Origin of the sequence: Serratia sp. CY55921 (assembly GCF_052167655.1) — a bacterium.
In the GTDB taxonomy this organism is placed as follows: domain Bacteria; phylum Pseudomonadota; class Gammaproteobacteria; order Enterobacterales; family Enterobacteriaceae; genus Serratia; species Serratia ureilytica.
Window position 1 is genome coordinate 1 of record NZ_JBJNMU010000006.1, and the last position, 13963, is coordinate 13963.

General features: G+C 61.9%; 11 protein-coding genes. 5 read left to right on the forward strand and 6 right to left on the reverse strand.

Features of this window, described 5'->3' with window-relative positions; translation table 11 throughout:
• On the forward strand, nt 1–123 hold a 123-nt coding region (locus ACJ8M3_RS20815), incomplete at its 5' end, for a transketolase-like TK C-terminal-containing protein (protein ID WP_072269788.1).
• 69 nt (nt 124–192) lie between these two features.
• Here the strand turns inward: ACJ8M3_RS20815 and brnQ are convergent.
• The gene (brnQ, locus tag ACJ8M3_RS20820; RefSeq protein WP_060660267.1) at nt 193–1515 is read right to left on the reverse strand and encodes a branched-chain amino acid transport system II carrier protein; all 1323 of its coding nucleotides are present in this window, start codon (nt 1513–1515) and stop codon (nt 193–195) included.
• 570 nt (nt 1516–2085) lie between these two features.
• Here brnQ and ACJ8M3_RS20825 point away from each other — a divergent pair.
• From ACJ8M3_RS20825 to ACJ8M3_RS20835, 3 genes are all read left to right on the forward strand, one after another.
• The gene (locus ACJ8M3_RS20825; protein ID WP_033644933.1) at nt 2086–3174 is read left to right on the forward strand and encodes an ABC transporter substrate-binding protein; all 1089 of its coding nucleotides are present in this window, start codon (nt 2086–2088) and stop codon (nt 3172–3174) included.
• A gap of 78 nt (nt 3175–3252) precedes the next feature.
• Complete coding sequence (locus ACJ8M3_RS20830; protein WP_033644727.1) at nt 3253–5022, forward strand: ABC transporter permease; 1770 nt, start codon at nt 3253–3255, stop codon at nt 5020–5022.
• Nucleotides 5015–6085 carry an ABC transporter ATP-binding protein gene (locus ACJ8M3_RS20835; protein WP_089197410.1) on the forward strand — a complete coding sequence of 357 codons (1071 nt, stop codon included), beginning with the start codon at nt 5015–5017 and terminating at the stop codon, nt 6083–6085. Before ACJ8M3_RS20830 ends, ACJ8M3_RS20835 begins: the two co-directional genes overlap by 8 nt.
• A gap of 30 nt (nt 6086–6115) precedes the next feature.
• Here the strand turns inward: ACJ8M3_RS20835 and ACJ8M3_RS20840 are convergent, their stop codons facing one another.
• The 5 genes from ACJ8M3_RS20840 to ACJ8M3_RS20860 form a co-directional block, all read right to left on the reverse strand.
• Nucleotides 6116–7081 (reverse strand): PDR/VanB family oxidoreductase, encoded by a 966-nt coding sequence (locus ACJ8M3_RS20840; RefSeq protein WP_089192231.1) that lies wholly within the window; start codon nt 7079–7081, stop codon nt 6116–6118.
• 41 nt (nt 7082–7122) lie between these two features.
• Complete coding sequence (locus tag ACJ8M3_RS20845) at nt 7123–8571, reverse strand: NAD-dependent succinate-semialdehyde dehydrogenase (protein ID WP_089192230.1); 1449 nt, start codon at nt 8569–8571, stop codon at nt 7123–7125.
• 46 nt (nt 8572–8617) lie between these two features.
• Nucleotides 8618–9742, reverse strand: a complete 1125-nt coding sequence (locus tag ACJ8M3_RS20850) for an aromatic ring-hydroxylating oxygenase subunit alpha (RefSeq protein WP_025304183.1) — start codon at nt 9740–9742, stop codon at nt 8618–8620.
• Between the two features lie 26 nt (nt 9743–9768).
• Nucleotides 9769–11379: a BCCT family transporter gene (locus tag ACJ8M3_RS20855; protein ID WP_033644733.1), complete on the reverse strand. Its 1611-nt coding sequence runs from the start codon at nt 11377–11379 to the stop codon at nt 9769–9771.
• Nucleotides 11380–11743: 364 nt separating this feature from the next.
• Nucleotides 11744–12829, reverse strand: a complete 1086-nt coding sequence (locus ACJ8M3_RS20860; RefSeq protein ID WP_089197409.1) for a tartrate dehydrogenase — start codon at nt 12827–12829, stop codon at nt 11744–11746.
• An 82-nt stretch (nt 12830–12911) separates the two neighbouring features.
• Between ACJ8M3_RS20860 and ACJ8M3_RS20865 the strand changes: the two genes are divergently transcribed.
• Nucleotides 12912–13871: a LysR substrate-binding domain-containing protein gene (locus ACJ8M3_RS20865; protein WP_277623794.1), complete on the forward strand. Its 960-nt coding sequence runs from the start codon at nt 12912–12914 to the stop codon at nt 13869–13871.
• Nucleotides 13872–13963 lie beyond the last annotated feature (92 nt).

The window sequence follows — 13963 nt, forward strand, 5'->3', positions numbered from 1 at the left end:
CTGAACGGCGCTATCGTGGGCATGACCACCTTCGGTGAGTCGGCGCCGGCGGAGCAGCTGTTCGCCGAGTTCGGCTTCACCGTGGACAACGTGGTGGCCAAGGCGCAGGCGCTGCTGAAGTAAGCCGCCGGGTGCAAGCCGATAAAAAAGCCGGTCATCATGACCGGCTTTTTTTATGGGCGGAAATCGCGATTACGACGCGGCCTTGACGCTTTCGGCGCTGCGCAACCGGTCGTAAGCCGCCGCCAGCAACAGCACCAACAGCGTAGGCTGCAGCCAGACCAGACCCTGCTCGGCCAGCGGCAGCTTATCGAACCAGGCGGGCAGCAGGCCGCTGAAGCTTGAAGCCTTCAGGCCATCGGCCAGGCCGAACACCAGGCTGGTAGCGATCACCGGCGCGAAGACGCGTCTGGCGCTGCGCCAGCGGTTCTGGCTGAAGCTGAGCAACACCAGCGCGATGCAAGGCGGGTAGATCGCCGTCAGCACCGGCAGTGAGACGCGGATCAGATTGGCCAGCCCCATGTTGGAAACCAGCATGGCGAAGAGGGCGAGGATGACCACCAGCGCGCGATAAGAAAGCGGCAGGTAGCGAGAGAAGAAGTCCGCGCAGGCACAGGTCATGCCGACCGCCGTCACCAGGCAAGCGATGAACATCAGCACCGCCATAAAGACGCTGCCCAGATCGCCGAAGGTGTGCTGCACATAGGCGTGCAGGATTGCCGCGCCATCCTGAGCACCGCTGCCGACCAGGCTGCCGCTGCCGGCGCCCAGCTTGAACATGCAGATATAGACCAGCGTCAGGCCGACGCCGGCGATCAGGCTGGCCCAGAGGGTGTAGCGCAGCAGCAGGCCGCTGTCGCTGACGCCGCGCGAGCGGGCGGCGGTGACGATAATCGAGCCGAACATCAATGCCGACAGCGTGTCCATGGTTTGATAACCCTGAACGAAGCCGGTGGAAAACGCCGCGGCCTGATAGCTGCCGACGGCAGAGACCGGCGCACCGGCGGGCCACACCAGGGCGGCGATGCCGAGCGCGGCCAGCGCCAGAATTTTCAGCGGCGCCAGAATATGGCCGACGTTATCGAGCAAGCGGCCGGGATACAGCGACACAACCATCGCCAGGGTAAAGAACAGCAGGCTGTAGATGAACTGCGGCAGGGCGCCGTCGCCAGTGAAGGGCGCGATGCCGAGGGCGAAAGAAACATTGGCGGTTCGCGGGGTGGCGAACAGCGGGCCGAGCGCCAGATAGCAGACGGTCGCCAACAGCAGGCCGGCGGTGCGGCCGATGGGGCCGGTCAGCAGGCTGATGCTGCCGCCGACGCGCGCCAGCGCGATCACGGCGATCACCGGCAGAGCGACGGCGGTCACCATAAACCCGAGGGCGGCCGGCCACAGATGTTCACCGGACTGCAGCCCCACCAGCGGGGGGAAAATGATGTTGCCGGCGCCGACAAACAGGGCGAAGGTCATAAAGCCCAGGGCGATAATATCTTTCGGGGATAAACTCTTGGTCATAACGGTATGGCACTGCCTGTATTCATGAAATAAACGGCCTGGCTGCGAAATGAAGCGCTGCAGAAGGAGGCGCGTGGGGCTGCGTACGCCCGCAAAAATTTTCGTCCGGCAGGATATAATAATTCGGCGACAAAAACCTGATTAATCCAGCGCTGTTTATCCTGGCGTGAACCGGCCACACAGAGGGATCATGGCGGCCGACCCGGCAGCGCGTTAGCGCGCCACCCTGTCTATCGACAGCGGAATTTCGATGTGCGGCTTGAAAGAGACGTGGCCGTCTTCGACCGGTTTACGGGGGAAAAAGATCGGCATATCGCGGGTCGAATGCCGGCTTTGTTCTGACGTTGCAGGGGCGCCATCGTACAGCGAATTCGCCTGCTGCGGCGCTCACGCCTGGCAGAATAGTCTGCGACACGGATGACCGCCAAGCCCGCGCCGCCGGGCGTGGGTATTGACTGAAAAACGTCCAACCTCACAAAACCGAAAGATAACAAGCAACGCCGTTGCCTCGTCGCAATTATTAACTGTATGTTAATTTTTGGTTTATTAAATGTGATCTGGGGATGGATGATGATGAAAAAAATCAGCGCTACCGTGGCTGCAATCACCTTACTGGGCTCCGTTTCCGCCTATGCGGCCTTCCCGGCGGGCTACCCCGCCGACTATCAGAAACTGGTCGACGGCGCGAAGAAAGAAGGCAAGGTGGTGATTTACTCGACCACTGACACCAAAGCGGCGGCGCCGCTGATCCAGGGATTTGAGGCGTTGTATCCGGGCATCAAGGTCGAATACAACGACATGAACAGCACCGAACTGTATAACCGCTTCATCAGCGAGCAGGCGGCCGGCGGCACCAGCGGCGACCTGGTGTGGAGTTCGTCGATGGACACCATTTTGAAACTGGCGGGCGATTACGCGCAGGAGTATGCCTCTCCGGAGCGGGCTCAGCTGCCAAAATGGGCGGTATGGCAAGATAAAGTGTATGGCACCACCTATGAGCCGGTGGTGTTCATCTATAACAAACGCCTGATCCCGCAGGGCGATGTGCCGGATTCGCACGCGGCGTTGGCCAAGCTGATCGCCAGCCAGACGGACAAATTCAAGAAGAAAGTCACCACTTACGACATCGAAAAATCCGGCGTTGGCTTCATGCTGTCGGTGCAGGACTTCAAGGCCGATCCCAACTACTTCAAAACGCTGGCCGACGTGGCCAAGGGCGGGCTGGCGGTGCAATCCTCAACCGGCACCATGATGGAACGCGTTTCCTCCGGTGAAAACCTGATCGGCTTCAACATCCTCGGTTCGTACGCCGAGGCCCGCGCCAAGAGCGATCCGTCGCTCGGCATCGTCTATCCGAAAGACTATACCCTGGTGCTGTCGCGCGTGAGCTTCATCAGCAAAGAAGCCGGTCACCCTAACGCCGCCAAGCTGTGGTTCGACTACGTGCTGTCGGAGAAAGGGCAAAATATTCTCGCCAATCAGGCTGATATCCCTTCGATCCGCAACGATGTCGAAGGCAAGAACGACATCGACGGCATGACCAAGCTGCTGGGCAACGCGCTCAAGCCGATCCCGGTCGACGACAGCCTGCTGGAGTATCTGCAGCCGGCCAAGCGTCTCGACTACATCAAACAATGGCGCGCCGCCGCGGCGAAATAACAGGGACTGCATTCGGACGCGCGCCTGACGTACAGGCGCGCGCCCTTTGGTCGTCGTTTACAACCATAGGGAGCATTTATGCAAGCATGGCGCAGAAAGTGGCAGAGCCTGCCGCGCGGCCTGGTGGTGTTGATAACCGCGCTGGTTATCTATGTCCCCCTGTCGTTTATCATCATTCAAAGCTTCCTCTCGGCTCCGTTTTTCTCTCCCTCCAAGGTCTTCAGCCTGGAGGCCTTCGAGTTCATCTTTACCGATCCGGATTTCTACAAGGCGCTGAGAAGCGGCTTTATTCTGGCATTCGGCCTGGTAATCATCGCTATCCCGCTCGGCGGCATTTTGGCCTTCCTGATGGTGCGCACCGATCTGCCGGGGCGGCGGATCATCGAACCGCTGATTTTGGTGCCGATCTTCGTGTCGCCGATGGTGCTGGGCTTCGGTTACGTGGTGGCGGCGGGGCCGGTGGGCTTCTTCTCGCTGTGGGCGGAGGCGCTGCTGGGCTTCGTGCCGTGGAACATCTATTCGATGGCCAGCATCGTGGTTATCGCCGGGTTGACGCACGTGCCCCACGCCTACCTGTACATCTCCTCGGCGCTGCGCAGCGTGGGCTCAGACGTTGAAGAAGCGGCGCGCACCGCCGGCGCTACGCCGCTGCAGGTGATGACCGCCGTCAGCCTGCCGATGGTGCGGCCGTCTATCTTGTACGCCGGGGTGCTGCTGTTCTTCCTCGGGCTGGAGGTGTTCGGCCTGATGCTGGTGTTGGGCGATCCGGAGGGCAACCTGGTGCTGGCGACCTACCTGTATCAGTTGACCAACAAGCTGGGCACGCCGTCTTACCACCTGATGGCGGCGGTAGCAGTGGTGCTGATTTGCATCACCATTCCGTTGGTGATGCTGCAGCGCAGGCTAATGCGTACCGCCAACCGTTTCGTCACCGTCAAGGGCAAAGCCTCGCAGGCGCGCGCGTTGCCGCTGGGCAAATGGCGCTGGGTGGCCGGCGCGGTGGTGATGTTCTGGCTGACCGTGACCATCGGCGTGCCGCTGATCGGCGTGGTGCTGCGCGCCTTTATCTCCAACTGGGGCGTGGGCGTGTCTGTCTGGGACGAACTGTCGATCAACACCTTCCGCACCATCTGGGCGCAGCCCAACCTGCTGCGCGCCATCGTCAACTCGATGGCGATCGGGGTGATCGGCGGGGCGCTGGCGGTCGCGTGCTATCTGTTTATCGGCATCGCGATGCACCGCAAGCCGGACGGCGCCACGCGCTTCCTCGACTACAGCGTGCTGGTGCCGCGCGCGGTGCCGGGGCTGTTGGCCGGTTTGGCGTTCCTGTGGGTGTTCCTGTTCCTGCCGATGTGGCTGGATAAATCGCTCAAGGAAGGCTGGCTGTCCGTGCTGCCGATGGCCGAATGGCTGCGCGAGAACGTGATCGTCTGGCTGCGTTCGCTGCGCAGCACCATCTTCAGCGTCTGGCTGGCCTACACCGTGGTGTGGATGGCCTATGGCCTGCGTCTGATCTCTTCCACGCTGCTGCAGGTGGGGCCGGAACTGGAGGAAGCCGCGCGCAGCGCCGGCGCCAGCCGCGGCCAGATCACCCGACACGTTACCATTCCGCTGTCGCGCTACGGCCTGATCGGCTCCTGGCTGCTGATGTTCCTGATCTTTGAACGCGAATATTCCACCGGGGTGTATCTGCTGTCTCCGGGCACGGAAACCATCGGCTCGATGCTGGTTTCCCTGTGGGCCGCGGGCGCCATCGATATCGTCGCCGCACTGTCGTTCATCAATATCCTGCTGGTGGTGCTGGGGCTGGGGATCGCTTTGCGCTTTGGAGTGAAATTACATGATTGAACTTTCGGTAGAGAACCTGCATTTGACCTATGGCGACAACCCGGTGCTGAAAGGGGTGTCGATGGATCTGAAACGGGGCGAAGTGGTCTCACTGCTGGGCCCGTCGGGCAGCGGCAAAACTACGCTGCTGCGGGCGGTGGCCGGGCTGGAGAAGCCGAGCCAGGGGCGAATCGTCATCGGCGACAGCGCGGTTTACAACGGCAGCGCGCGCAGCGAAATTCCCGCCGAAGAGCGCAACCTGGGGCTGGTGTTTCAGTCCTACGCCCTGTGGCCGCATAAAACGGTGTTTGAGAACGTCGCTTATCCGCTGAAGCTGCGTAAGACCGCCTCGGCGGAAATCGCCCAACGGGTACAGGCGGTGCTGGATCAGCTCGGGCTGGGGCATTTGGCCAAGCGCCATCCGCACCAGCTCTCCGGCGGCCAGCAACAGCGGGTAGCGATCGGCCGTGCGCTGGTCTACAACCCGCCGGTGATCCTGCTGGATGAGCCGCTGTCCAACCTCGACGCCAAGCTGCGCGAAGAAGCGCGGGTATTTCTGCGCGAGCTGATCATCAAGCTCGGTCTGTCGGCGCTGATGGTGACCCACGATCAGAACGAGGCGATGGCCATTTCCGATCGCATCCTGCTGCTCAATAACGGCAAAATCGAACAGCAGGGCACGCCGCAGGAGATGTACGGTTCGCCCGCCACGCTGTTCACCGCCGAATTCATGGGCAGCAACAACCGGTTGCCTGGCAAGATCGTGGCGCTGGAAGATGGCCGGGCGCGCATCGAAGGTAAGGATTGGGCGCTGTGGGGCAAAGCGGGCGAAGACGTGCAGGTCGGGCAGGAGGGCACGGCGGTGATCCGCGTGGAGCGCGTGCGGTTGGGTGAAGATCCACAGGGTAATCAGCTTGAGCTGCCGTTGCTGACCAGCATGTATCTCGGCGATCGCTGGGAATACCTGTTCCGCACCGTGGCCGAAGATTTCGTGGTACGCGCCTATGGCCACGAGGCGCGCGATCGGGCGCTGTGCCGGCTCTCCCTGCCGGCCGAGCATCTGTGGATATTCCCGAAAGCTTAACCAGGACGCCCGCCGTTGCGGGCGCTCCTTTTACAAATCCAGCACCAGCCGGCTGCCTTTGGCGCGCGAGCAGCAGATCAACAGGGTCTGCTGCGCCGCGCGTTCTTCCTCGCTGAGATACTGATCGCGGTGATCGGCTTCCCCTTCGACGATGCGGGTTTCGCAGGTGCCGCAAATGCCTTCGCGGCACAGGCACTCGACCTTGGCCGCCTTGCTGTTTTCCAGCGCCTGCAGGATGGTCATGTCTTGCGCCACTTCAAGCTCAATACCCGATCGAGCCAGCACCAGCGTAAAGGCGCCGCCCGCCGTGTCTTCGGCGGCAAAGGCTTCGCTGTGCAAGCGACCGGCATCGATACCCCGTTCGGCGGCGATCCGGTAGACCGCTTCGTTCAGCGCCGCCGGGCCGCAGACGTAGATATGGGCGCCGGGTTCCACATCGGCCAGCGTGCGCGCCAGATCCAACCGGCCGCCAAGGCTGGAGACATGGCAACTGACGTTGTCTGCGAACGGCGCTTGCATCAGCTGCTGCTGGAAGGCGTTGTGCTCTTCACTGTGGAAGCAGTAGTGCAGATGGTAGCGTTGGCCGCTGCGTTGCAGCTCATGCAGATGAGCCATAAACGGCGTGATGCCGATGCCGCCGGCGATCAGCACGTGATGTTGCGCTTCCGGCGCCAGCGCGAACAGGTTATTCGGGGTGCTGATGGTCAGCGTATCGCCGACCGCCAGCCGGTCATGCATGAAGTCGGAACCGCCTTTGGAAGGAGACTCGCGCCGAACGGCGAACTGGTAATGCTCGAGTTCGAACGGTGAGCTGAGCAGCGAATAGGCGTTGCTGTAGCGCTGCTCGCCGTCCTGCATTTGCACGATGATGTGGCTGCCGCCGCTGAAGGCAGGCAGCGGCCGGCCTTGCGGATCCGTCAGGGTAAAGCGCTTGACCCGTGCGGTGACGGTTTCGATGTCGACGACGCGGACATCAAGCATCTGATAGCTGGTCATTCATTGGCTCCAAAGCGCGGGCGTCCCCGCGCATGAAAAAGTTATACCGCCTGGCACAGGTATTTGAGCTCCAGATAGTCTTCGATGCCGTATTCGGAGCCTTCACGCCCCAGCCCCGACTGTTTCACCCCGCCGAACGGCGCCACCTCGTTGGAGATAAGCCCGGTATTGATGCCGACCATGCCGTACTCCAGCCGTTCCGAAACGCGCCAGATGCGCGCCGCATCACGGGTGTAGAAGTAAGCGGCCAAGCCGTAAATGGTGTCGTTGGCCTGGCGGATCGCCTCGGCTTCGTCATCGAATATCACCAGCGGCGCGACCGGGCCGAAGATCTCTTCTTCCAGCAGCAGCGAGCCGGGCTGCACGTCGCCCAGCACCGTCGGGGTGAAGAAATTGCCGCCCAGCGCGTGCGGCGTGGCGCCGGTCAGCACCTGAGCGCCTTTGCTCAGTGCGTCATCGAGCAGCTCCAACACCTTATCGCGCGCCTTGCGATTGATCAGAGGGCCAATCTGTACGCCGGCTTCGAAGCCGTTGCCGACCTGCAGTGCCGCCACGCGGGCGACAAACTTCTCGGCGAACTGCGGGTAAACGCCGCGCTGCACGTAGAACCGGTTGACGCAGACGCAGGTCTGCCCGGCGTTGCGATACTTGGCGATCAGCGCGCCTTCCACCGCGGCATCGATGTCCGCATCGTCAAATACGATGAACGGCGCGTTGCCGCCCAGCTCCAGCGACACTTTCTTGATGGTGTCCGCGCTCTGGCGCATCAGCAGCCTGCCCACCGGTGTGGAGCCGGTAAAGCTGAGTTTGCGCACCTGCGGGTGGCGAGTCAGCTCGACGCCGATCGCCTGCGAATTGCCGGTCACCACGTTGAACACCCCGGCGGGAATGCCGGCGCGTTCGGCCAGCTCGGCCATCGCCAGCGCCGAATAAGGGGTTTCGTTGGCGGGTTTGACCACCAGCGTACAGCCGGCCGCCAGCGCCGGCGCAGCCTTGCGGGTGATCATCGCCGCCGGGAAGTTCCAGGGCGTGATCGCCGCGCACACGCCGATGCCCTGTTTCAGCACCATCAGGCGTTTATCGCTGCTCGGCGAAGGAATGATGTCGCCGTTGGCGCGCTTGGCCTGTTCGGCGAACCATTCGATAAAGGAGGCGGCGTAGCGGATCTCACCCAGCGATTCCGCCAGCGGTTTGCCTTGCTCCAGCGTCATCAGGTTGGCCAGATCCTGCTGGTGTTCCAGCATCAGTTCAAACCAGCGCCGCAGCAGCTGCGCGCGCTGTTGCGCCGGCAGCGCGCGCCAGCCTTCCAGCGCCTGCTGGGCGGCGTCGATCGCCCGTTGGGTTTCGGCCGTCGCCATGTTGGGCACGCTGCCGATGAGTTGGCCGGTGGCGGGATCGCTCACCGGCAGGGTTTCCTGGTTGTCGGCGTCGCGCCATTGGCCGTTGATATATGCCTGTTGGCGGAATAGCGCCCGATCGGAAATTTTCACAAGAACCTCACAAGTCAGGGGAAAGGGGCCCGCGGGCCCCGTCGCATCAAGGTTGATAAACCTGCGCCAGCAGGTTGTGGAAGTGGGCGATGCCGTGTTCGCTGACGCCGCTGCCGGCGCCGTCGGCCATGATGCGCCCCTGGCCGCGATAGCCGCGCGACTTCAGGCCTTTTTGCACGCTTTCCACCAGCCGCAAATCTTCCGGGCGGAACACGTCGCGGTACCAGTCGATCAGTTTGAGCTGTTCGTCGCTCAAATCGGTGTTGGTGAAGTAGATGTCGTAGTGCTGCAAAGTGGTTTCCGCATCGACCGGGAACTCATAGATCACCGTCATCATGCCTTCCAGCGGCGGCATGTTGAACATGGTGCACGGCCACAGCCAGATGCCGTGGAAGCTGGATTCTTTGCCCTCTTCAAACTTGAACGACTGCTCGGAGGGACGGGCGTAGCCGAACTGCAGCGTCCAGTTGCCGTGCAGGGTGTGCCAGTAGCGATCGACCTGCACCGAGTCGGCGAAACCGGGATGCGCCGGGCCGCAGTGGTAGCACTCGAGGTAGTTGTCGACGATGTTCTTCCAGTTGGCCGGGGTGCGGGTGACGAAGCGTGCCGCCAGCTTGAGGTCGTCGACCTGCGGGCAGGCTTCGCGCACTTTGGCGCCGAGGCCCGGCAGCTGGTCTTCCACCGTGCCGGCCTGCGAGTCCAGGTTGACGTAAATAAACCCGGCGTACTCTTCGACCCGCACCGGCATCAGGTGCGAGTTTTCCTTATCAAAGTTCTGCACGTTTTCACAGTTGCGCGCGTGCGCCAGCTCGCCGTCCAGCTTGAATGCCCAGGCGTGATAAGGGCAGGTGATGACGTTTTTCGCCCGGCCGTCGCCCGCCAGCAGTTGGTGGCCGCGGTGCGGGCAGACGTTGTAAAAGGCGCGCAGCACGTTATCGCGGCCGCGCACCACCAGAATGTTTTCACCGATGATCTCGCGGGTGATGTAGTCGTTCGGTTGGGCAAGCTCGCTGCGGTGCGCCACGCAGATCCAACTGGTGGCGAACACCTGCTCTTTTTCGTGCTCGAACGCCGCCTGGTGGGTGTAGAACCGGGCCGGTATGGTGTAGGCCTCGCGTGCGTCGGCGCAGAAATCTTTCGGTAAGGTAAATTCAGGGATCAGAGTGCTCATAAGTTAACCTTCCTCTTTTCTTATTGTCATTTCGCCATAGGGCGCGGTTGATACGACGATGGAGCGGAGAGTTCGCCGGCCGGCGGCGCTTCGGGCAGCGTTGGCGGGCTGCTTTCGATCAGGTGCGCCGGGATGGCCGCGTAGTCCTGCTTCAGCCAGCGGGCGAAACCGTAGGTTTTCACCAGCAGCACCAGCAGGAACGGCAGTGCGGTCAGGATCACCGTGGTTTTCATGGTGTCCAGCGAGGCGCCGGTAAACAGGATCGACAGCGGGATCAGGGTGATCACCACGCACCAGAACAGCCGCAGCATCGGGCTGGGATCTTGCCCCTCCTGCAGGTTGCGGGTGCTGGTGGCGGCCATGGTGTAGGCCACGGCGTCCATGTGCGAGGCCAGGAAAATGATCATGATGAACAGATAGGCGGCGAGGAACAGCTTGCCGAGCGGCAGCGCCGTCAGCAGCATCTGCACGGCGGTTTCGCCGCCCTGGGTGCTGAGGATCTCCGGCACGTTGAGCTGCCCGCTGATGAACTGGTGCATGGCGTAGCTTTCCAGCGAGCCGAAGAAGAACCAGCAGCCGAGGGTGCTGCCGAGCAGCAACGCCCAGATCACTTCTTTAATCTTGCGGCCGCGCGAGACGCGGGTGACGAACATCGCCACGCCCGGAGTATAGGAGATCCACCACAGCCAGTAGAACACCGTCCAGCTGCGGCTGAAGCTGCCGTCGCCCATCGGATCGGTGAACAGGCTCATCTGCAGAAAGTTTTGCGCCGTCAGGCCGATGGCGTTGATGGTGTTGTTGATGGTGAATTCGGTCGGGCCGACCAGCAGCACCAGCCCGGCGAAAGCGAATGCGCCCCAGCCGACCATTTTACTCAGGCGCTGCATGCCGCCGTCGATGCCGATGTAAGAGCTGAGACAGAAGATCACCGCTGCCAGCAGGATCACCGTCGCCTGCACCGCGAAGTTGTCCGGGATGCCGGTCAGCGCCGTCAGCCCGCGGGTAAAGGTGGAGGCGGTCAGCACCAGTGAAATGGTGAGGGCGCCGACGGTGGCGACCAGGAAGATCAGATCCACCGCCCGCCCGACCGGGCCGTTGGCGCGCACGCCGGTGATGGCGGAAATGATCCCCGACAGGCTGAGCCCTTTGTTCTTACGCACGTGGAAGTGATAGGCCATGATCAGCGAGGCGAGGGCGTAGGTCGCCCAGGCGCTCAGGCCCCAGTGGAAGAAGGAGTAGCTGATGCTATATTCCAGCGCCTTCGGGGTGCGCGGCGCGATGTTCAGCCCCGGCGTCTGGTAGTAATACGCCCATTCCATCACCCCCCAGTACAGGGTAGACGAGCCCAGGCCGGCGCAGATGAACATGAACAGCCAGGCCAGCGTGGAGTATTGCGGTTTGCCTTCGCCGAGGCGGATATTGCCGTATTTGCTCAACGCCAGATACAGCACCACCAGCAGGGCGATCAGCACCAGGATTTGAATGGTTGAACCGAACAGCCGGGTGACGCCGTTGAAAATGGTGTTGGCGATAAGCGCGGATTGAGCCGGAAAGAGCATCAGGCAAAGGGCGATCAGCGCAATGCTGCACAGGCTGATGGCGATGAGCGTGACATCCTTTTTGGGATTGCTCTGCATGGGAGTGAACTCCTGTTATCGGTGGTGGGCCGGTGCGCAAAGCGTAGGGTGCGCCCGGGCCTTATTGGCTTGAACCATTTGTTTTGTTACACCGCGAGGAGCAAACCGCCCGGTGGGTCGCTACCGGGAATATTCACTCTTCATTAACATTTTCGAGTGTGCACAAATTACAGGAGGGCCACAATTGGGGCATCTGTAAAAGGATAAAACACAGTATGTAAACAATTTGTTGTGATCTTGACCGGGGTATTGGCGTGCCTTCTGCGGTGGTTTTCAACGGATTTGCGGCAGCGATCGAAGCGGAAAAACGGACGTGGCAAAGCAGGGCGCGGAAGGGCGCCCTGCACGGGAAAATCTGCGGCGTTCAGCGTTGCAGCAGGGCGGCGATCGCCTGGCCGACTTGCTGGGTGGAGGCGTCGCCGCGCATGTCCGGCGTGCGCGGCCCGTCGGCGATAATGCGCTCAATCGCCTGCAGGATGCCGTCGTGCGCCTGGCGGTAGCGGGCATCGCCGTCGCCGAGGAAGTCCAGCATCATCGCGCCGCTCCAGATCATGGCGATCGGGTTGGCGATGTTTTTGCCGAAAATGTCCGGCGCCGAGCCGTGCACCGGCTCGAACAGCGACGGGAAGTTGCGCTCCGGGTTCAGGTTGGCCGAGGGGGCGATGCCGATGGTGCCGGTGCAGGCCGGGCCGAGATCCGACAAAATATCGCCGAACAGGTTGGAGGCGACCACCACGTCGAAGCGTTCGGGGTTCAGCACGAAACGCGCGCACAGAATATCGATGTGCTGTTTGTCCCAGGCGATATCAGGGTATTGGCGCGCCATCTCCGCCACGCGCTCATCCCAGTACGGCATGCTGATGGCCATGCCGTTGGACTTGGTGGCGGCGGTCAGGCGTTTGCGCGGGCGCTGTTGCGCCAGCTCAAAGGCGTACTTCAGGATGCGGTCCACGCCCTGACGGGTGAAGACCGATTCCTGGATCACCATCTCGCGTTCGGTGCCTTCGAACATCCGTCCGCCGAGCGAGGAGTATTCCCCTTCGGTATTTTCGCGCACCACGTAGAAATCGATATCGCCCGGCTGCTTGTTCGCCAGCGGGCAGGGCACACCGGAAAACAGCCGCACCGGACGCAGGTTGACGTACTGTTCGAAGTCGCGCCGGAATTTCAGCAGAGAACCCCACAGCGAGATATGATCGGGCACCGTGTCCGGCCAACCGACGGCGCCGAAATAGATGGCGTCGAAGCCTTTCAGTTGCTCGAACCAGTCGTCCGGCATCATCTGGCCGTGGTGCTGGTAGTAGTCGCAGCTGGCCCACTCGAAGGTGGCGAATTCCAGCGACAGATCCCAGCGCGCCGCCGCCGCCTGCAATACTCGTATGCCTTCCGGCAACACTTCCCGCCCGATCCCGTCCCCGGGGATGGCGGCAATCTTGTAAGTTTTGCTCATACAGAGGTCTCATTTGTAGGTAGGGGAGATTGACAACACTGTTATCCTATAATTGACTAACTGTTAATCAATCCTGAAAACGGTGAAACATAAAACACGAATCATGAACAATATGCCGATCCTGAGTGACCTGCGGGTGTTCGTGCTGGTGGCGCGCCGCGCCGGGTTTGCCGCCGCCGCCGAAGAGTTGGGCGTTTCGCCGGCCTTTATCAGCAAGCGCATCGCGCTGTTGGAGAAGACGCTGGACGTGTCGTTGCTGCACCGCACCACGCGGCGGGTGGCGATCACCGAAGACGGCGAGCGCATCTACGAATGGGCGCAGCGCATTCTCAACGATGTCGATCAGATGATGGACGAGCTGTCCGAAGTGCGCCAGGCGCCGCAGGGCATGCTGCGGGTGGTCAGCAGCTTCGGCTTTGGCCGGCGTTTCGTCGCGCCGGCGCTGTCGGCGCTGGCGCGGCAGTATCCGCAGCTGGAACTGCGGCTCGACGTTTCCGATCGGCTGGTGGATCTGGTCAGCGAAGGTTTCGATCTGGATATCCGCATCGGCGACGATATCGCCCCCAATCTTATTGCGCGCAAGCTGGCGGACAACCAGCGCATCCTGTGCGCTTCGCCGGCGTACCTGCAGCGCCACGGGGCGCCGAAAAACCCGGCGGAGCTGGCGGGCCGTTCCTGTCTGGTGATCAAAGAACGCGATCATCCGTTCGGGCTGTGGCGGCTGCAGGGGCCGAGCGGTGAAGAAACGGTAAAGGTGACGGGCGCGCTGGCGTCGAACCACGGCGAAATCGTGCATCAGTGGTGCCTGGACGGGCAGGGCGTCGCGCTGCGTTCCGCCTGGGACGTGAAAGAGAACATCGACAGCGGCCGACTGGTGCACATCCTGCCGGAGTATTATCAGCCGGCCAATATCTGGGCGGTGTACGTTTCCCGGCTGGCAACGTCGGCGAAAGTGCGGGTGACGGTCGAATTTTTGCGCGACTATTTCCGTGAGCACTACGGCGAAACGGGGCCGGCGAGCGAAAATCCGCCGCGGCCTTGAGGCCAAAAATGTGCGCCAGATCATCTTATGCTCGTAAAACTCCCCTCCGTTACCTGAGGAACTGTCGCACGTGTTCCTTTTGCCAAAACTTT

Bases quoted from the DNA above. Each gene is read 5' to 3' on its own strand.
- ACJ8M3_RS20835 (WP_089197410.1), top strand. From the start codon at position 5,015: ATGATTGAACTTTCGGTAGAGAACCTGCATTTGACCTATGGCGACAAC.
- ACJ8M3_RS20840 (WP_089192231.1), bottom strand. From the start codon at position 7,081: ATGACCAGCTATCAGATGCTTGATGTCCGCGTCGTCGACATCGAAACC.
- ACJ8M3_RS20830 (WP_033644727.1), top strand. From the start codon at position 3,253: ATGCAAGCATGGCGCAGAAAGTGGCAGAGCCTGCCGCGCGGCCTGGTG.
- ACJ8M3_RS20850 (WP_025304183.1), bottom strand. From the start codon at position 9,742: ATGAGCACTCTGATCCCTGAATTTACCTTACCGAAAGATTTCTGCGCC.
- ACJ8M3_RS20825 (WP_033644933.1), top strand. From the start codon at position 2,086: ATGATGAAAAAAATCAGCGCTACCGTGGCTGCAATCACCTTACTGGGC.
- ACJ8M3_RS20855 (WP_033644733.1), bottom strand. From the start codon at position 11,379: ATGCAGAGCAATCCCAAAAAGGATGTCACGCTCATCGCCATCAGCCTG.
- brnQ (WP_060660267.1), bottom strand. From the start codon at position 1,515: ATGACCAAGAGTTTATCCCCGAAAGATATTATCGCCCTGGGCTTTATG.
- ACJ8M3_RS20860 (WP_089197409.1), bottom strand. From the start codon at position 12,829: ATGAGCAAAACTTACAAGATTGCCGCCATCCCCGGGGACGGGATCGGG.